The 20148-nt window shown below is 57.4% G+C and carries 13 protein-coding genes; 6 read left to right on the forward strand and 7 right to left on the reverse strand.

Annotated elements, in window-relative coordinates:
* Positions 1-65: 65 nt before the first annotated feature.
* The 4 genes from alkB to ACOI7Z_RS10015 all read right to left on the reverse strand — a co-directional run bounded on the left by alkB (position 66) and on the right by ACOI7Z_RS10015 (position 4125).
* Positions 66-719, reverse strand: coding sequence for a DNA oxidative demethylase AlkB (alkB, locus tag ACOI7Z_RS10000; RefSeq protein ID WP_087849525.1), 654 nt, complete (start codon positions 717-719; stop codon positions 66-68).
* Positions 719-1783, reverse strand: coding sequence for a bifunctional DNA-binding transcriptional regulator/O6-methylguanine-DNA methyltransferase Ada (gene ada / locus ACOI7Z_RS10005; RefSeq protein ID WP_072422099.1), 1065 nt, complete (start codon positions 1781-1783; stop codon positions 719-721). Before ada ends, alkB begins: the two co-directional genes overlap by 1 nt.
* Before the next feature lie 73 nt (positions 1784-1856).
* Complete coding sequence (gene apbE / locus ACOI7Z_RS10010; RefSeq protein ID WP_023290481.1) at positions 1857-2909, reverse strand: FAD:protein FMN transferase ApbE; 1053 nt, start codon at positions 2907-2909, stop codon at positions 1857-1859.
* A 103-nt stretch (positions 2910-3012) separates the two neighbouring features.
* Positions 3013-4125, reverse strand: a complete 1113-nt coding sequence (locus tag ACOI7Z_RS10015; RefSeq protein ID WP_065812277.1) for a porin OmpC — start codon at positions 4123-4125, stop codon at positions 3013-3015.
* A gap of 771 nt (positions 4126-4896) precedes the next feature.
* Here ACOI7Z_RS10015 and rcsD point away from each other — a divergent pair.
* Together rcsD and rcsB are read left to right on the forward strand one after the other, a co-directional pair.
* A complete protein-coding gene (gene rcsD / locus ACOI7Z_RS10020; RefSeq protein ID WP_087849526.1) occupies positions 4897-7554 on the forward strand; it encodes a phosphotransferase RcsD in 2658 nt (885 codons plus the stop codon).
* 15 nt (positions 7555-7569) lie between these two features.
* A complete protein-coding gene (rcsB, locus tag ACOI7Z_RS10025; RefSeq protein ID WP_002913007.1) occupies positions 7570-8220 on the forward strand; it encodes a response regulator transcription factor RcsB in 651 nt (216 codons plus the stop codon).
* Positions 8221-8264: 44 nt separating this feature from the next.
* Here the strand turns inward: rcsB and rcsC are convergent, their stop codons facing one another.
* Positions 8265-11105: a two-component system sensor histidine kinase RcsC gene (gene rcsC / locus ACOI7Z_RS10030; RefSeq protein ID WP_087849527.1), complete on the reverse strand. Its 2841-nt coding sequence runs from the start codon at positions 11103-11105 to the stop codon at positions 8265-8267.
* Positions 11106-11236: 131 nt separating this feature from the next.
* Positions 11237-13870: a DNA topoisomerase (ATP-hydrolyzing) subunit A gene (gene gyrA / locus ACOI7Z_RS10035; protein WP_004201688.1), complete on the reverse strand. Its 2634-nt coding sequence runs from the start codon at positions 13868-13870 to the stop codon at positions 11237-11239.
* A 146-nt stretch (positions 13871-14016) separates the two neighbouring features.
* Between gyrA and ubiG the strand changes: the two genes are divergently transcribed.
* From ubiG to yfaE, 4 genes are all read left to right on the forward strand, one after another.
* Entirely contained in the window at positions 14017-14745 is a 729-nt protein-coding gene (ubiG, locus tag ACOI7Z_RS10040; protein WP_064157266.1) for a bifunctional 2-polyprenyl-6-hydroxyphenol methylase/3-demethylubiquinol 3-O-methyltransferase UbiG, read from the forward strand.
* A gap of 344 nt (positions 14746-15089) precedes the next feature.
* Complete coding sequence (gene nrdA, locus ACOI7Z_RS10045; RefSeq protein ID WP_048297918.1) at positions 15090-17375, forward strand: class 1a ribonucleoside-diphosphate reductase subunit alpha; 2286 nt, start codon at positions 15090-15092, stop codon at positions 17373-17375.
* Positions 17376-17476: 101 nt separating this feature from the next.
* Complete coding sequence (nrdB, locus tag ACOI7Z_RS10050) at positions 17477-18607, forward strand: class Ia ribonucleoside-diphosphate reductase subunit beta (protein ID WP_004140835.1); 1131 nt, start codon at positions 17477-17479, stop codon at positions 18605-18607.
* Positions 18607-18861 carry a class I ribonucleotide reductase maintenance protein YfaE gene (yfaE, locus tag ACOI7Z_RS10055; RefSeq protein WP_004201692.1) on the forward strand — a complete coding sequence of 85 codons (255 nt, stop codon included), beginning with the start codon at positions 18607-18609 and terminating at the stop codon, positions 18859-18861. The genes nrdB and yfaE overlap by 1 nt, the downstream gene beginning before the upstream one ends.
* Before the next feature lie 210 nt (positions 18862-19071).
* Here the strand turns inward: yfaE and glpQ are convergent, their stop codons facing one another.
* Positions 19072-20142 (reverse strand): glycerophosphodiester phosphodiesterase, encoded by a 1071-nt coding sequence (gene glpQ / locus ACOI7Z_RS10060; RefSeq protein ID WP_087849528.1) that lies wholly within the window; start codon positions 20140-20142, stop codon positions 19072-19074.
* Between the last annotated feature and the right edge of the window lie 6 nt (positions 20143-20148).

Here is a 20148-nt window from a genome sequence, read left to right on the forward strand (position 1 = left end):
TCCGGAAAAGCAAAACAGCCAGCAGTTTAAACGGCTCGCCGGTGACATCAAGAATAATTCTTATTTTAATCGCCGGGACGGCCCGCCTGCCGAAAGGTGAGGTTATATCGACAGTCTCCGGTCTCGGGATGATGGCCCGCTTTCAGCGGCTGAACGCCATGATAAAACAGGCGCGACTCCCCGCCCCAGACCACCACATCGCCATGCTCCAGCAGCAGCCGCTGCAGCGGGTCGCTGCGCTGCAACCCGCCAAACTGAAAGATGGCCGGCACGCCCAACGAGACCGAGATGATCGGCGCCCGCAGATCCTGTTCATCTTTATCCTGATGCAACGACAGCTTTGCGCCGGGCTGGTAGCGGTTCATCAGACAGGCGTCGGGGGAAAACCCCGGATAGCCGCCGGCCGCGGCTGCCGCCAGCGCCAGTTCACGGAATACGGCCGGCATCGGCGGCCAGGTATGATGAGTTACCGGGTCGACCGGGGCGTAGAGGTAGCCGTGGCGATCGGTGGTCCAGCCCAGCCGGCCGCAGTTGGTCATCGCCACCGACATGGTGTACCCGCCCGGCGTGACCATCTGGCGAAACGGCGACTGACGGGCGACGTCGGCAATCGCCTGCAGCAGCCCCGGAGCGCGCTCACGGGCAAAGCGCCGAAGGACCACCGCGCCGGGGGCCAGCGGCTCCTGCCACGGCGGGGTATCGCTAAACAGATCGAGCATTACTCCTCCTCTCGTTGCGCCTCGCGCGCCAGCAGCTGCGCTTTTCGCGCGGTTCCCCAGCGATAACCGGACAGCGCGCCATTCTCACGCACCACCCGATGGCAGGGAACGATCACCGCCAGCGAATTCGCCGCGCAGGCGCCGGCCACGGCTCTTACCGCCCGCGGCTGGCCAATATGCTCCGCCACCTGGCGGTAGCTGCGGGTCTCGCCCGCCGGGATCTGCCGCAGCGCCTGCCAGACCTGCAGCTGGAACGCGGTGCCCTGCAGATCCAGCGGCAGCGACACCGGCCGCCGGCTGTCGTCGAGGTGGGCGAAAATCTCCGCCATCTGACGACGAAACTCAGGGTCGCCCTGGCGCAGCTCGGCGCGGGGAAAGCGCTGGCGCAGATCGTCGAGCAATGCAGCATCGTTATCACCCGGCAGCACGGCGCATACGCCGCGTTCGCTTTGCGCCACCAGGCAGCGGCCCAGCGCGCAGTCGCCCGTCGTCCAGGTCACCACGGCGGCGGCGCCGCCGCGGCGAAACTGGCTGGCGGTCATCCCTAAGGCGGCATCGGCCTGGCGATAATAGCTGCTACTGTCGGGGAAGCCGGCCGCCAGCGCGGCGCGGGTCACCGGTTTCCCCTGCTCCAGCGCCTCGCGCAGGCGTCGCGCGCGCCACGCCTGCTGCCAGGCTTTGGGGGTCATACCGGTCACGGATTTGAATAAACGGTGGAAATGAAACGGGCTAACCGCCAGCTCGCGCGCCAGCGCCTCGAGGGTCAGGGGCGCCTCCTGCTCCAGCAAGCGACAGGCCTGCGCCACTTTATCGATCCTTTGCTGCTGCGGGCAGGCTTTATCCGGCTGGCAGCGTTTGCAGGGGCGGAATCCCGCCGCCACGGCAGCAGCGACGTCAGCAAAAAAGCGCACGTTTTCCCGCCGCGCGCGCCGCGAGCGGCAGGAGGGACGGCAGCAGATGCCGGTGGTCAGTACCGCAAAGACGAACTGACCATCGGCCCGGGTATCACGCTCACAGACCGCCTGCCAGCGGCGGTCATCGGTATCGGCAACTATCGGTTTCATCACGGGTCTCCTGCTGTAAGTGTATCCTCAGTCTGCGGTAAAGCCCGCCGCAAAAAACCCGCAATCTTGCTTTTTAATTTTTTTCGCCGACGAGGAAGGTACGGAACTGCGGCGACATCCAGGTTTTAAAGCCCTCCCCCTCTTTGACGATCATGTAGACCGCCAGCCCCTGCTCGCGCACCACCTGCTGCGCTTTTTCCGGCCCCAGCACCATCAGCCCGGTATCCCAGCCGTCCGCCTCCAGCGCCGTTGGCGCAATAACGGTCACCGAGACCAGCTTATGGGTTATCGGCTGCCCGGTCTGCGGGTCGATGACGTGTGAGATACGTTTCCCGTCGAGTTCATAGTAGTTGCGATAGCTGCCGGAGGTGCTGATGCCGTGGCCATTGATGTCGACAATCGCCTGAACGGCGTTTTCCCGGTCGGTCGGTTTCTGGATCGCCACCCGCCAGGGCTTGCCTTCGCCATTCATCCCGCGGCTGACCAGCGCCCCGCCCACCGACACCAGATAGCGGGAGATCCCCTCCTGCTCCATCAAGCGCGCAAGGTGGTCGGCGGCATAGCCTTCCCCCACGGTGGAGAGGTCGACAAACAGATCGGGAATATCTTTTTGCAGGAACTGCCTGCCGCTCTGATTGATAACCTGCAGATGCTGCAGGCCGGTGCGCGCTTTCGCAGCGGCGATCGCCTGCGCATCCGGGGTGGCGACCGGCTGTTTATCCGGGCCAAAGCCCCACAGATTGACCAGCGGCCCCACGGTGATGTCCATCGCGCCGTCCGTTTTGGCGCCAATCCGCAGCGACAGGGTCACGATGTCCGCCATCGCTTCGCTCACCGGCCAGGGCCGGGTATCCGCCGCGTGGTTGAAACGCATCAGCGCCGAGTCGTTTTTCCAGGTCGACAGCAGGCGATCGTCGGCGTCCAGCTGGGCCTGAACCTTGGCGCGCAGCGCCTGGGCCTTTGCCTCATCCACACCGATAACGCTGACCCGCCAGAAGGTGCCCATCGTTTTACCATCCAGTACGGTGGCCGTTGAAGCGGGTGTCGCGGGAGTGGTGGCTGAATCGCAGCCAGAGAACAGTACGCAGGCGCCCAACAGCGCGGCGCGAAAGAAAGTCATATCCATTAATCGAGGCTCCTCTTACCAGGGCGACAAGAGTATACCAGCGAGGTTAAACCAGACATAAAAAAAGGCGCCAGAGGCGCCTTTTTGTTATACAGCTTGCAACTTAGAACTGGTAAACCAGGCCCAGGGCAACCACGTCGTCGGTAGAGATACCGGCTTTACGAGTGAAGTCGTTTTCATCCAGCAGGTTGATTTTGTAGTCAACATAGGTGGACATGTTTTTGTTAAAGTAGTAGGTCGCGCCCACGTCAACATATTTCAGGATGTCCTGGTCGCCGTAGTTTACACCTGTGAAGTTATTCTGCAGGTTTTTACCTTTAGACTGCAGGTAAGCGACGGACGGACGCAGACCGAAGTCGAACTGGTACTGAGCAACCACTTCGAAGTTCTGCGCTTTGTCAGCAAAGCCCAGGGAACCAGCGCGAGTTGCGTTGTAGGTCTGGGTGTACTGAGTGGCCAGGTAGATGTTGTTCGCGTCGTATTTCAGGCCGCCGGTGTAGGTTTCAGCGTTGTCGCCACGACCCAGTGCCGGAACACTATTCTGCTCGTCGGTACGTTTGGAGTGAGAGTACGCGAAACCAGCGCTGATGCCATCAAAGATGTCATAGGTCAGAGAGGTGCCGAAGCCGTCGCCGTTCTGTTTGCTCCAACCACGACCGTTGTTGGTCGCGCCTTCGCCGCTGACGCTGCCGTTTTTACCCTGGTACTGCAGAGCAAAGTTCAGGCCGTCAACCAGACCGAAGAAGTCAGAGTTACGGTAGGTTGCAACGCCGTTAGCACGGGACTGCAGGAAGTTGTCAGAACCGTAGGTGTCGCCGCCGAATTCCGGCAGAACGTCAGTCCAGGACGTTACGTCGTATACTACGCCGTAGTTACGACCGTAGTCGAAAGAGCCCGCGTCGCCAAATTTCAGACCGGCGAATGCCAGACGAGTCCAGGCCTGATCGCTGGAGCTTTCAGTGTTGTTCGCCTGAACGTTGTATTCCCACTGGCCGTAACCGGTCAGCTGGTCGTTGATCTGAGTTTCACCTTTCACGCCTACACGCATGTAGGTCTGGTCGCCGTCGACGCTCTTGTCGTCAGAGAAGTAGTGCAGACCGTCAATTTTACCGTACAGGTCTAATTTGTTGCCGTCTTTGTTATAAATTTCAGCCGCATTTGCTGCGCCTGCTACCAGCAGAGCCGGTACCAGGAGGGACAGTACTTTAACTTTCATGTTATTAACCCTCTGTTTGTTATATGCCTTTTATTATGCCACTGCTTACTGATTACCCTTCTAATCAGTCGGCTATTTCATTGTGCTGCAAAATGCAGAATAATCCAACAAGAATATGATACTAAAACTTCTAAGATGTTTCAAAGTTCCCACAAGATGTTTCAATTTGTAAATTCAGCGGAACTTTTTTTCACGCCAAAATGGCCAGGGAAATACGCACTTATAATCAAAAAAATTATTTAACCATTCAAAATCAATATGATATACAAAACCAAGCCTATAGCACTGAATGGTAAAACAAAATGATCATTGGTGACTAAAATAAGAGTCGCTATCATCATTAACTTTATTTATTACCGTCATTCAGTTCTGAATGTCTGTTTACCCCTATTTCAACCGGATGCCTCGCATCCGGTTTTTTTTACCCTTCTTTACACAACTTTAATTTATCTGTGCTACCGCCAATGATTCCCTAACGACTATTAATCAATCAATTAGGCCGCTTTTCGTGCTTATTCTGTCAATGTCTTGTTATTTCGTGCGATTCTTCGCTTTGTTTCTGCCAATATCGTCAGCTGCCAGCCTTGCGGACGCGGTTTCATTTACGCTTCGTTTCTAAGATAATTCCTGGGCGGTATCGCGCCGCTGGCGCCAATCTGTAGTATGGATTTACGCCATTAGCCTTTATACTGCCTGCAGCATCTGCTTTGTTGCCAGTTACTCTGGCGCTACATCCTGTTTACAAACAATGATGAGTCGTTCAGCCACAAGATGACCCCGAAAAAATTCTCTCTGATCCCCGGCAACATCAGCCGCTTCTTCATTTTGATGGTTATTGTCCTGCTGGCGACGATGGGGGTGATGATTCAAAGCGCCGTCAATGCCTGGCTGAAAGAGAAGAGCTATCAGGTGGTTGATGTCTCTCATGCCCTGCACCAGCGCATTGATACCTGGCGCTATGCCACCTGGCAAATCTACGACAATATCGCCGCCACCTCTTCCAACACCGCCAGCGGCGGCCTGCAGGAGACGCGTTTAAAGCAGGACGTTTACTATCTGGAGAAGCCCCGACGTAAAACCGAAGCCCTGATCTTTGGCTCCCACGACAGCTCGACCCTCGAGATGACGCAGAAAATGTCCGATTATCTGGATATTTTGTGGGGTGCGGAGACCATTCCGTGGTCGATGTACTATCTCAATGGTCTGGATAATAGCCTGATTCTCATCTCCACCCTGCCGTTGAAGGACCTCTCCTCAAGCTTTAAAGAGTCAACCATCAGCAGCGTGGTGGAATCCCGGCGCGCGGAAATGCTGCTGCAGGCCAACACCCTTGATGAGCGCGAGACCTTCTCGCCGCTGCGCCATCTTGCCTGGCAGAACGCGCACTACTTTACGTTACGTACTACCTTCAATCAGCCAGGACACCTGGCGACAGTGGTCGCCTTCGACCTGCCGATTAACGATCTGATCCCGCCGGGCATGGCGCTGGACAGCTTCCGTATCGAGCCTGATCCCTCGCAAAATGTTGCCGCCAGCCCCGAGAAAGAGGCTAGCGATCATATCGGGATCACCTTCAACGGCATGCAGATTGACATCGCCACCGGCATCAGCACCACCGGTATGCAGGTGCTGTGGACGGTCCCGATGAGCACCATGCTGCTGGAGTCCCTGCAGAACATTCTTCTGCCGCTCCTGCTTAACATCGGCCTGCTGGCGCTGGCCCTGTTCGGTTTCACCACCTTTCGGCATTATAAAGGACGCAGCAGCGCCTCGGGCGCCGGGCTCCCCTCCGCCGCCAATAGCGAACTGCGTTTACTGCGCGCCATTAATGAAGAAATTGTGTCTTTGCTGCCGCTGGGGCTGCTCGTCCACGATCAGGAAGCCAACCGAACGGTGATCAGCAACCCGATTGCCGACCATCTGCTTCCGCACCTGAACCTGCAGAACATCACCAACATGGCGGACCAGCATCAGGGGGTGATCCAGGCCACCGTCAACAACGAACAGTATGAGATCCGCCAGTATCGCAGCCAGGTAGCGCCGCGCACGCAGATCCTGATTATCCGAGACCAGGACCGCGAAGTGCTGGTCAATAAAAAGCTTAAACAAGCCCAGCGCTTGTATGAAAAAAACCAGCAGGGCCGGGCGGCCTTTATGCAGCATATCGGCAGCGCCCTGAAGCAGCCCGCCCTGAACCTGGCGGCCGAGGCAGCGGCGCTCGACGGCGCGGAGAACCGCACGCTGGCGCAGCATGCCGATGAGCTGGTCACACTGATCGATGACATTCAGCTGGCTAACCTGCTGGAAAGCGATGCCTGGAAAACCAGCCAGTCGCTGTTCTCGGTGCAGGAGCTGATCGACGACGTCGTACCGGAGGTGCTGCCGGCGATGAAGCGCAAGGGGCTGCAGTTGCTTATCAATAACGCGCTGCCTGCCGGCGAGCAACGCTATGGCGACCGTGAAGCGCTGCGGCGCACGCTGGTGCTGCTGATCCAGTATTCCGTCACCACCACGCCGATCGGCAAGATCACCCTCGACGTCTGCCAGGAAGAGTCGGCCAGCGATCGCCTGACCTTCCGCATTCTCGATACCGGCAACGGGGTCTCGGCTAACGAGATCGACAATATGCACTTCCCGTATCTCAATGAGACCCAGAGCGATCTGTACGGCAAAGCGAACGCCCTCACCTTCTGGTTATGTGACCGCATGACGCGCAAGCTGGGCGGGCAGTTGACCATCAAAGCGCGGGAGTCGCTGGGGACTCGCTATAGCCTGCATCTGAAAATGCCGGCCAGCGAAGAGGCGCCAGAGGCGGGAGAACATCTGCTGGATGACGTTATCGTCCTGCTGGATGTGACCTCCAGCGAAGTGCGGCGGATTGTCACCCGCCAGCTGGAGAGCTGGGGGGCGTCCTGCATCACGCCGGACGATCGGGCGACAAGTCAAGCGTTCGATCTGTATTTAACGGATAATCCGTCTAATCTTACTGCTTCGGGCTTGCTTTTAAGCGATGATGAGGTTGGGATACGCAAAATCGGCCCGGGCCAACTGCGGGTCAACTTTAATATTAGCACGGCGATGCAGGAGGCTATCCTGCAGCTTATTGAGCAGCAGCTGGCGGAGGAGGCGGTTCAGCCCGCCACCTCAGGAAACGAGAGTAACGCCGAACTCCATGCCAGCGGCTATTACGCACTGTTTGCCGATACGGTACCGGATGATGTTCAGAGATTGTATACTGAAATCGAAGCGGGCGATTTTGCTGCTCTGGCACAAACCGCCCACCGCCTCAAAGGGGCATTTGCTATGCTTAATCTGATACCCGGCAAACAGTTATGTGAAACGCTTGAGCATCTGATTCGCGAAAAGGATGCGCAAGGCATAGAAAAATATATCAGCGACATTGACGCTTACGTCAAGAGCTTGCTGTAGAAGGTAGCCTTATACATGAACACTATGAACGTAATTATTGCCGATGACCATCCGATCGTACTGTTCGGTATTCGTAAGTCACTTGAGCAAATTGAGTGGGTGAACGTCGTTGGCGAGTTTGAAGACTCCACGGCCCTTATCAACAATCTTCCGAAGCTGGACGCCCATGTGCTGATCACCGATCTGTCCATGCCCGGTGATAAATACGGCGACGGGATCACGCTGATTAAATACATCAAGCGCCACTTCCCGGATCTGTCGATCATTGTTCTGACCATGAACAACAACCCGGCGATCCTCAGCGCGGTGCTGGATCTGGATATCGAAGGGATCGTCCTCAAGCAGGGGGCGCCGACCGATCTGCCAAAAGCGCTGGCCGCGCTGCAGAAAGGGAAGAAATTCACCCCGGAAAGCGTCTCTCGTCTGCTGGAAAAAATCAGCGCCAGCGGCTATGGCGATAAACGCCTGTCGCCGAAGGAGAGCGAAGTGCTGCGTCTCTTCGCCGAAGGCTTCCTGGTGACCGAGATCGCCAAAAAGCTTAACCGCAGCATCAAAACCATCAGTAGCCAGAAAAAGTCGGCGATGATGAAGCTGGGCGTCGAAAACGACATCGCCCTGCTGAACTACCTCTCCTCCGTCTCGCTGAGCGCGACGGACAAAGAGTAATATTATGCTCTCTCCGTCTCGCCCCGGCGAGACGGAGTTCCCCGTTATTCCCGCCCTTTACGTACCCGCGCCGCATATACCGTCAGCGTTTGCTTCAGCACGTCAAGCGTCACCGGCTTGGACAGACAGCTGTCCATCCCCGATTCCAGACAGCGCTGCTTCTCTTCCGCCAGGGCATTGGCCGTGACGCCAATCACCGGCAGCGTCAGGCCAAGCTGACGAATGCGCTGCGTCAGGCGATAACCATCCATATTAGGCATGTTGACGTCGCTGAGCACGATATCGATGTGCTGCTTGCTGAGGACGTTGAGCGCGTCGACCCCGTCGTTCGCAGTCACGCACTGGTAGCCGAGCGATCCCAGCTGATCCGCCAGCAGGCGCCGGTTGATCGGATGATCGTCGACCACGAGGATCATCATGTCGTCGTTATTGCCGGCCTGCGCCTCCGGCGCCATCAGCGCCCGGCTATTGTCCGCACTGGCCTGCGCGATGTGGAAAATACGCCCCAACAGCGGCAGCAGTTCATGCGGCGTCGTCACGCTATGCAGCCACTCGCCGGCGGCCCGTTCCTGCGGAATACCGATATGACGACGGCAGAAGATGACCATCGCCCTTCCCTGCCAGCCGCTCAGCGCTTCATCGTCAGTGAGTAAGACATCCTCGGCGTCCGGGGTTTCTCCGGCATGACGACGTACCGTAAGGCCGTGATAGCTGAGCAGCGAGGTGACGAACATCGCCAGCGAGGTGTTGTGGATGGCCAGCCAGCAGGTCTTGCCAGCGAAACCGTTCGCCGTCATCTGCGGCGTGTTCTGCACGCCATACAGCGGGATGCGGATGGTAAAGCGGCTGCCCATTCCCGGCTCCGTTTCCACGGCGATATCGCCATCCATCATGCTGATCAGTTTTTCACAGATCGCCAGGCCAAGGCCGGTGCCCTGGAAGTTGCGCTGCACGCCGGTCCCCACCTGGAAGAAGGGGTCGAAGAGGCGCAATACCTCTTTCGCCGGGATCCCCTCCCCGGTGTCGCGGACGCTAATCTGCAGATAATCCCCCGCGCACTGGACGTGCAGGATAATGCAGCCGGTGTCGGTGAACTTGATCGCATTGCTCAGCAGGTTGGAGATCACCTGCTGCAGGCGCATCGGGTCGCCGGACATCTGTTCCGGAACGTCCGGTTCGATAAAGCAGTACAGACCCAGCTGCTTGCGCACCACCAGCGGCAGATAGTTGGCGGAGATATGGTTCATGACCTCGCGCGGGGAAAATTCCCGCGGCTCGATCTTCAACTGCTCGGACTCGATTTTGGAGAAATCGAGAATATCGCTGATGATTTTCAACAGCAGGCTTGAGGAGTTGTTCATCGCCGTCACCAGGCGATCGACGCCCTTCGGCAACGCTTTGGTCTGCAGCAGATCGAGGTTGCCGATGATGCCATACAACGGAGTACGCAGCTCATGGCTGACGGTGGCAAGGAACATCGATTTCGACTGGCTGGCCTGCTCCGCCGCCTGGGCCATCTCCTGCAGCGACTCTTCCATCTTCACGCGGGCGGAAACGTCCACCAGCACGCAAATCGCCACGTTTTCGTTGCGATAGCGCGAGTGGACAAAGCTAATCTGCAGATTGGTATGGTTGCTGGTCAGCACATCGACAAAGTTGACCTGCTGGCCGCAGATGATCTGCGTCAGCCGCTGGCGGTCCTCATGGGTCAGCATGTTCAGATAGTTGTGCGCCAGCTCGTTACTGAGAATGTTGGTCCCGTCGAGGGTGCGCAGAATACAGATGCCCACCGGGGCGGAGGCCACGATTTTGCGGTTGAACTGCTCATGCTCTTCCAGCCGCTGAGCGTCATTTTCCGCAGGGATAAAAATGCGCCGCTCATACATCCGCGCCAGCGCAAACAGCATCGCGCCGCTGATGATATTGAGAACGATGGCGTTGATGATCAGCATACGGATCCGCTCCAGCACCTGGTCTACCGAGACGGAATAGACGATGCTCAGGGAGGACGGCGCAAGGCTTTTCTTCAGCACCAGCTCGCGGAAACCCGCGCTGTAGCCAAACCACATCCGCTCCTGCATCCATTTCGCTTCGCTCTGGATTTTGCTTTCCGCGCCGGCCAGGGAGATCAGCGGCTGGCCGTTATCGTCGAAGATAGTCACGCTCATCGGCAGGCTGCCCGGCGTAAAGAAGCTTTCCATGCGGATGGTCTGCTCAACGCCGAGCATCGCCTGCAGGCGATTGGCCATATAGATCGGCGTCAGGGCGTAAAAATAGCCCACCCCGGGGCGCATGCCCTGGCTTATCCAGAACAGGTTGTTGCCGCGCTCGTTTTGCGGCGCATTGCGGTATTGCTCAATGCGTTGATGCAGGACTTTCAGCGCCTGATCGCGCTCAATCGGCACGTCACGCAGGCCAAAGTTGGCCATACAGAGGTTATCGCTGCCGATGAGAAAGATGCGGTTAAGGTCGTAGGCGGCGGTGAAATTATCCCGCCAGTAGCGCATAAACCACGCCAGCGATTGGAGCGAATTACGCCAGGCGCTACTCATCGCGCTGCAGTCGGAGTCAGGATACAGGGGTTCAAAGCTGGGGATCGCAATATCGCCGCTTTGCCCTTGCGCTACCGCATCCCCTGCCGAAAGCCGGTTACCGGCGACGTACTTCAGCTCTTTAATCACATCCGCCGTACGCTGAATGTAGCGCTGGGCCTGATCGGCGTTGAGATTGAGCTCCTGATGGATCTCGGCTTCCCGCTCGTGCAGCGCGTTGACGATATAAAACACAGAGACAAACGCAATCAGCAGCCACAGCAATACCGCCAGCGCTCTGAACAGATAACGTGAAACCTTCAGGGTTGTGTGAAAAGAGGCAAGATATTTCAATGTGGCGATGCTCGGCCGTCAGGGACTCAACAGAATGGGGTTAAAGTAGCGGTAAACCGGCTTTGCCGCAATGTTAATGCAAAAAGGGCCGGGAGAATACCCGGCCCTTTCAGAACATTTACCTGGGACGATTACTCTTCGTCTTCGGCGATGTCGTCATCGGTATCCGCTTCCGGGGCGATATCGTCATCGCCTTCCGCCGCGCTACCGTCGATGGCGTCCAGTTCTTCGTCGTCTACCGGCTCAGCGACGCGCTGCAGCCCCACCACGTTTTCATCTTCCGCGGTGCGGATGAGGATCACGCCCTGGGTGTTACGGCCCACGATGCTCACTTCGGAAACGCGGGTACGCACCAGCGTCCCGGCGTCGGTGATCATCATGATCTGATCGCAATCATCCACCTGTACGGCGCCGACCACGGAACCGTTACGCTCGGTGACTTTGATCGAGATAACGCCCTGGGTGGCACGCGACTTGGTCGGATACTCAGCCGCGGCGGTACGTTTACCGTAACCGTTTTGCGTCACCGTCAGGATCGCGCCTTCACCGCGCGGAATAATCAGCGAGACGACGCTGTCGTTTTCCGCCAGCTTAATGCCGCGTACGCCGGTGGCGGTACGGCCCATGGCGCGAACGGCATCTTCTTTGAAGCGCACGACCTTGCCGGCCGCGGAGAACAGCATCACTTCGTCCTGACCAGAGGTCAGATCGACGCCGATCAGCTCATCGCCTTCGTTCAGGTTCACCGCGATAATGCCGGCGGAACGCGGACGACTGAACTCGGTCAGCGCGGTTTTCTTCACGGTACCGCTGGCGGTGGCCATAAAGACGTTGACGCCCTCTTCATACTCGCGGACCGGCAGGATAGCGGTGATACGCTCATCGGCTTCCAGCGGCAGCAGGTTAACGATCGGACGACCGCGCGCGCCGCGGCTGGCCTCCGGCAATTGATAGACCTTCATCCAGTACAGACGACCGCGGCTTGAGAAGCAGAGGATGGTGTCATGGGTGTTGGCCACCAGCAGGCGGTCAATAAAGTCTTCTTCTTTAATGCGCGCTGCCGATTTGCCTTTACCGCCACGACGCTGTGCTTCGTAGTCGGTCAGCGGCTGATACTTCACATAGCCCTGATGCGATAGGGTGACCACCACGTCTTCCTGGTTGATCAGATCTTCAATGTTGATATCAGCGCTGTTGGCGGTGATTTCGGTACGACGTTCGTCGCCGAACTGGTCGCGGATCAGCTCCAGCTCTTCGCGAATCACTTCCATCAGACGGTCGGCGCTGCCGAGGATGTGCAGCAGTTCCGCGATCTGTTCCAGCAGCTCTTTATACTCGTCGAGCAGTTTTTCATGCTCAAGGCCGGTCAGTTTCTGCAGACGCAGATCCAGAATCGCCTGGGCCTGCTGCTCGGTCAGGTAGTATTTACCCTCGCGCACGCCGAACTCGGGCTCCAGCCATTCCGGACGCGCGGCGTCATCACCGGCACGCTCCAGCATCGCCGCGACGTTACCGAGATCCCACGCCTGGGCAACCAGCGCTGCTTTCGCTTCAGCCGGGGTCGGCGCGCGACGGATCAGTTCGATAATCGGGTCGATATTGGCCAGCGCCACGGCCAGCGCTTCGAGGATATGCGCGCGGTCACGGGCTTTACGCAGCTCGAAAATGGTGCGACGGGTCACCACTTCGCGGCGGTGGCGCACGAAGGCGGCGATGATGTCTTTCAGGTTCATGATCTTCGGCTGGCCATGGTGCAGCGCAACCATGTTGATGCCGAAGGAGACCTGCAGCTGGGTCTGGGAATAGAGGTTGTTGAGCACCACTTCCCCTACCGCGTCGCGCTTCACTTCAATCACGATGCGCATCCCGTCTTTATCAGACTCGTCACGCAGCGCGCTGATGCCTTCCACGCGTTTTTCTTTTACCAGCTCGGCGATTTTCTCAATCAGGCGCGCTTTGTTCACCTGATAGGGAATTTCATGCACGATGATGGTTTCGCGGCCGGATTTCGCGTCCACTTCCACTTCCGCGCGCGCGCGGATGTAGACTTTACCGCGACCGGTGCGGTAGGCCTCTTCAATGCCGCGACGGCCGTTGATAATGGCGGCGGTCGGGAAATCAGGGCCAGGAATATGCGCCATCAGCCCTTCAATGCTGATGTCTTCATCGTCGACATAGGCCAGACAGCCGTTGATCACTTCCGTCAGGTTATGCGGCGGTATGTTGGTAGCCATCCCGACGGCGATCCCGGAGGCGCCGTTTACCAGCAGGTTAGGAATTTTGGTCGGCATGACGTCCGGAATACGCTCCGTGCCGTCATAGTTGTCAACGAAATCGACCGTCTCTTTTTCAAGATCGGCCATCAGCTCATGAGCGATTTTCGCCAGACGAATTTCGGTATAACGCATCGCCGCGGCGGAGTCGCCGTCGATGGAACCAAAGTTACCCTGGCCGTCCACCAGCATGTAACGCAGCGAGAACGGCTGCGCCATACGCACGATGGTGTCGTATACCGCGGAGTCGCCGTGCGGGTGGTATTTACCGATTACGTCACCAACGACACGGGCTGATTTTTTATAGGCTTTGTTCCAGTCATTGCCCAATACGTTCATGGCGTAAAGTACGCGACGGTGTACCGGCTTCAGGCCATCTCGGACATCCGGCAGCGCACGGCCAACAATGACCGACATCGCATAATCCAGATAAGAGTTCTTAAGCTCTTCCTCAATGTTGACCGGTGTAATTTCTCTCGCAAGGTCGCTCATCTAACCGCTATCCCTCTACTGTATCCCGGATTCAAAGGTCGCAAATTATAACACAGCCGCGCTAAGAGAGGTAAAGCAATACGGTTTATTCATGGCGCGCTGCTGATATACTCGCAGGTCTGAACAGAAAAGGAGTAAAAGCGCCCATGAATGCCGAAAAAACGTCGGTAGCCCCTAACGTCGATCATGCTGAAATCGCCAAATTCGAAGCCGTCGCCTCGCGCTGGTGGGATCTGGAGGGCGAGTTCAAACCGCTCCACCGCATTAACCCCCTGCGGCTGGGCTATATCGCCGAACGCTCTGGCGGCCTGTTCGGTAAAAAAGTCCTCGATGTCGGCTGCGGCGGCGGCATCCTCGCCGAGAGCATGGCGCGCGAAGGCGCGACGGTCACCGGGCTGGACATGGGCGCCGAGCCGCTGCAGGTGGCGAAACTGCACGCCCTGGAGAGCGGAATTCAGGTGGAGTATGTTCAGGAAACGGTTGAAGAACATGCCGCGAAGCATCCGCAGCAGTATGACGTCGTCACCTGCATGGAGATGCTGGAGCACGTCCCTGACCCACAGTCGGTCGTCCACGCCTGCGCGCGGCTGGTGAAGCCTGGCGGCCAGGTCTTCTTCTCCACCATCAACCGTAACGGTAAAGCGTGGCTGATGGCAGTGGTCGGCGCGGAATATGTCATGAAAATGGTGCCCAAAGGCACTCATGATGTGAAAAAGTTTATCAAGCCGGCCGAACTGCTGGGCTGGGTAGATCAGACTACTCTGAAAGAGCAGCATATCATCGGCCTGCATTACAATCCGTTGACCAACACCTTCAAGTTGGCGCCGGGGGTTGATGTTAACTATATGTTGCATACCAGCGCCAAAAAAGCGTGACGTCAGCACCTGCGCTTATGATGATTGCGCGGCATCAAGCCGCGTGATTATTTCTTCCGATGAAGAAATCAGCACTCGATCAAATTTTCATTTTTTTTTCTGTTTTATTGACTTCTTCTCCAGGCCTTATGCGACGTGGACTTGCGGATTATTACCCTTCCGCAACCTCAATTTAACGTCAAAATCAACCCTTGTACTCAAAAGATTCCTTACTAAAATACTCACCATATAGCGTTCCTTTTATCGACAACCCCCTACATATAGTATTTATCCACAGAGTTAGTCACAATGGCCTTCTGTGGATAAACGGGGGATATTTTCTTTCACGGACAGGTAAAATCCACATGAATCAGAGTCTGCTGGTGACAAAGCGCGACGGAACCACCGAGCGCATCAATCTCGACAAAATCCATCGCGTACTGGATTGGGCGGCAGAAGGACTGAATAACGTTTCGATTTCCCAGGTAGAGCTGCGCTCGCATATCCAGTTCTATGACGGCATTAAAACCGCGGACATCCACGAAACCATTATCAAAGCCGCTGCGGATCTGATCTCCCGCGAGGCGCCGGATTACCAGTACCTCGCCGCGCGTCTGGCGATTTTCCATTTGCGTAAAAAAGCCTTCGGCCAGTTTGAGCCGCCGGCGCTTTACGATCACGTGGTGAAGATGGTCGAGAAGGGTAAATACGATCATCATCTGCTGGAAGACTACACGGAAGAAGAGTTCCAGCAGATGGACGGTTTCCTCGACCACTGGCGCGACATGAACTTCTCCTACGCTGCCGTTAAGCAGCTGGAAGGCAAGTATCTGGTACAAAACCGCGTCACCGGCGAAATTTATGAGAGCGCGCAGTTCCTCTATATTCTGGTGGCTGCCTGCCTGTTCTCTAACTACCCGCGCGAAACGCGTCTGGACTACATCAAGCGTTTCTACGACGCGGTGTCGACCTTTAAAATCTCGCTGCCGACGCCGATCATGTCCGGCGTGCGTACCCCAACCCGTCAGTTCAGCTCCTGCGTGCTGATCGAGTGCGGCGACAGCCTGGACTCCATCAACGCTACCTCCAGCGCGATTGTGAAATACGTTTCCCAGCGCGCCGGCATCGGCATCAACGCCGGCCGCATTCGCGCGCTGGGCAGCCCGATCCGCGGCGGCGAAGCCTTCCACACCGGCTGCATTCCGTTCTACAAACATTTCCAGACCGCGGTGAAGTCCTGCTCGCAGGGCGGCGTACGCGGCGGCGCAGCGACCCTCTTCTACCCAATGTGGCATCTGGAAGTGGAAAGCCTGCTGGTGCTGAAAAACAACCGCGGGACCGACGCCAACCGCGTTCGTCACATGGACTACGGGGTGCAGATCAACAAGCTGATGTACACCCGTCTGCTGAAGGGCGGCGACATTACCCTGTTCAGCCCTTCCGACGTCCCGGGCCTGTATGACGCTTTCTTCGCCGATCAGGACGAATTTGAGCGCCTGTACACCCAGTACGAGCAGGACGACAGCATTCGCAAGCAGCGCATTAAAGCGGTTGAGCTGTTCTCGCTGATGATGCAGGAGCGCGCCTCCACCGGCCGCATCTACATCCAGAACGTCGACCACTGCAACACCCACAGCCCGTTCGATCCGGTGGTCGCCCCGGTGCGCCAGTCTAACCTGTGCCTGGAGATCGCCCTGCCGACTAAACCGCTGGAAGACGTCAACGACGAAAACGGCGAAATCGCGCTGTGCACCCTGTCGGCCTTCAACCTCGGGGCTATCGACAGCCTCGACGAGCTGGAAGAGCTGGCGGTGCTGGCGGTGCGTGCCCTGGACGCGCTGCTCGACTATCAGGATTACCCCATCCCGGCCGCCAAACGCGGCGCAATGGGCCGCCGTACGCTGGGCATCGGCGTGATCAACTTCGCTTACTATCTGGCGAAGCATGGCAAACGCTACTCCGACGGCAGCGCCAACAACCTGACCCACAAAACGTTCGAAGCGATTCAGTACTACCTGCTGAAGGCCTCCAACGAACTGGCTATCGAACAGGGCGCTTGCCCGTGGTTCAACGAAACCACCTATGCGCAGGGTATCCTGCCGATCGATACCTATAAAAAAGACCTGGACGGCATCGTCAGCGAAGCCCTGCACTACGACTGGGAAGCGCTTCGCGCGTCCATCAAAACCCACGGCCTGCGTAACTCCACGCTCTCCGCGCTGATGCCGTCCGAGACCTCGTCGCAGATCTCCAACGCCACCAACGGCATCGAGCCGCCGCGCGGCCACGTGAGTATCAAAGCGTCGAAGGATGGGATCCTGCGCCAGGTGGTGCCGGACTACGAAAACCTGCAGAACGCCTACGAACTGCTGTGGGAAATGCCGAACAACGACGGCTACCTGCAGCTGGTGGGTATCATGCAGAAGTTTATCGACCAGTCGATCTCTGCGAATACCAACTACGATCCGACGCGCTTCCCTTCCGGAAAAGTGCCGATGCAGCAGTTGCTGAAAGACCTGCTCAACGCCTATAAATTCGGCGTCAAAACGCTGTACTATCACAACACCCGTGATGGCGCTGAAGACGCTCAGGATGACCTGGCCCCGTCCATCCAGGACGACGGCTGCGAAAGCGGCGCTTGTAAGATCTAAGGTATTTTTGCCGGGTGGCGCTACGCTTACCCGGCCTACGATTTTGTAGGCCCGGCCAACGCATCGCCGCCGGGCAGTACAGTTCAACAGGACTCACTTCAATGGCATACACCACTTTTTCACAGACGAAAAACGATCAGCTGCTTGAGCCAATGTTTTTTGGCCAGCCGGTTAACGTGGCCCGCTACGATCAGCAAAAATACGATATCTTTGAAAAGCTGATTGAAAAACAGCTCTCCTTCTTCTGGCGCCCGGAAGAGGTTGACGTCTCCCGCGATCGCATTGACTACCAGGCGCTGCCGGAACATGAAAAACACATTTTCATCAGCAACCTGAAGTACCAGACGCTGCTCGACTCCATCCAGGGCCGTAGCCCAAACGTGGCACTGCTGCCGCTGATCTCCATCCCGGAGCTGGAGACCTGGGTGGAAACCTGGGCCTTCTCCGAGACCATTCACTCGCGCTCGTACACCCATATCATCCGCAACATCGTCAACGACCCGGCGACCGTGTTCGACGATATCGTCACCAACGAGCAGATCCAGAAGCGTGCCGAGGGGATCTCCCACTATTACGATTCGCTGATCGAGATGACCAGCTACTGGCACCTGCTGGGCGAAGGCACCCACACCGTCAACGGCAAGACCGTGACCGTCAATCTGCGCGAGCTGAAAAAGAAACTCTATCTGTGCCTGATGAGCGTCAACGCCCTGGAAGCGATCCGCTTCTACGTCAGCTTCGCCTGCTCCTTCGCCTTTGCCGAGCGCAAACTGATGGAAGGCAACGCCAAAATTATCCGCCTGATCGCCCGCGATGAAGCGCTGCACCTGACCGGCACTCAGCATATGCTGAACCTGCTGCGCTCCGGCAGCGACGATCCGGAAATGGCGGAAATCGCCGAAGAGTGCAAGCAGGAGTGCTATGACCTGTTCGTGCTGGCGGCGCAGCAGGAGAAAGAGTGGGCGGACTACCTGTTCCGCGACGGCTCGATGATTGGCCTGAACAAAGATATTCTCTGCCAGTACGTCGAGTACATCACCAATATCCGCATGCAGGCGGTAGGCCTCGATCTGCCGTTCCAGACCCGCTCCAACCCGATCCCGTGGATCAACACCTGGCTGGTCTCCGACAACGTCCAGGTGGCGCCGCAGGAAGTAGAGGTCAGCTCTTACCTGGTCGGCCAGATCGACTCTGAAGTCGATGCCGACGACCTGAGCAATTTCCAGCTGTAATGAAGCGGATCTTCTTGAAAATCTCTGACACTCGCCTTGAGTGTCAGGATGAACACCCTTCCCTGTTGGCTGCTCTTGAATCGCATAATATCGACGTCGAGTATCAGTGCCGCGCAGGCTATTGCGGCTCCTGCCGCACTCGTCTGGTCTCCGGCCAGGTTGACTGGCTGACCGAGCCGCTGGCCTTTATCCAGCCGGGAGAAATTTTGCCCTGCTGCTGCCGGGCGAAGGGCGATATTGAGATCGAGATGTAGTCTTGTCAGGTGGCGCTACGCTTACCTGACCTACTGTTCCAGGACCGGCCGTTTACGCACTGCCGTCCTGGGCTGCTGAAACTGCCGGTGTTGCGGCCTCAAAATCGCTGAGACGTTCCCGGAAGGCTGGGGCAGCCCGCATGGATGTGGGCTGAGGGCCGTGTTTTGCACGGACGCTGCCTCGGCCCGACCCGAAGCCTGCAGGGATATTTAGCGTTTAGCATCCAGGAATTGCACCGCTTTATCCGGGAAATCGGTAAACAAGCCATCGACGTCCGCCTGGCGATACAGCAGGTCATAGAGCTGATTGACGTTGCTGGCGTACTCCGGCAGCTGATCCGCGCGCACGGTATACGGATGCACCTGCAGATGGCTGGCGTGCGCCTCCTTGACCATCGCCGTCAGCTTCACCGCCCCCGGCTTTGAGCCTTCCGCCACCAGCATATGATAATCCGGACCAATGCCGTCGGCGTACTGCGCAATCTGCGCCATGGCCCCCGGCTTGAACATCCAGTCATAGCTGTAGTTCACCCACTTGCCGTCAGCCTGCCGCTGCTGGGTTTCATTCCAGTCGGTATAGGCGATAAGCTGCACCAGCTTGAGATCCATGCCCATCTTCGGCTCCAGCTCATGCTTAATACGCTTGAGCTCGTTGGCGTCAAAGCACTGCAGATAGACCTTATCCTGCTTGCTGGTGTAGCCATATTCTTTCAGCACTTTCAGCGTGCTGGCGGCAATATCTTTGCCTTCCTGATGGTGGAACCACGGCGCTTTGATTTCCGGGTAAATACCGATGTTTTTGCCGGTGGAATGATTCAGCCCCTGGACAAACTCAATCTCTTCTTCAAAGGTATGAATGCGGAAATCGGATTTGCCCATCGGGAAACGCCCGGGATAGGTTTGCACATTCTTGCCATCTTTCGGCTCAAAGCCTTCGGTAAACGTCAGCGACTTGATCTCGGCCAGGGTAAAGTCGATGGCGTAAAAACGGCCATCTTGACGCGCCCGCTGCGGGAAGCGCTGAGCGACGTCGGTCACCCGATCCAGATAGTGGTCGTGCAACACCACCAGTCGGTCGTCTTTGGTCATCACCAGGTCTTGCTCAAGGTAATCCGCCCCCTGCGCGTAGGCCATCGCTTTCGCCGGCAGGGTATGTTCAGGCAGATAACCGCTGGCGCCCCGGTGGGCGATAACCATTTTATCCGCCGCTGTCGCGCTGAAGCACAGCGCCGAACTGGCCAACATCATGCCGCTAATTAGCGCGGTGAGTTTCATGTTCATCGCCGC

Source organism: Klebsiella sp. C283, assembly GCF_048822555.1.
Lineage (GTDB): Bacteria > Pseudomonadota > Gammaproteobacteria > Enterobacterales > Enterobacteriaceae > Klebsiella > Klebsiella quasipneumoniae.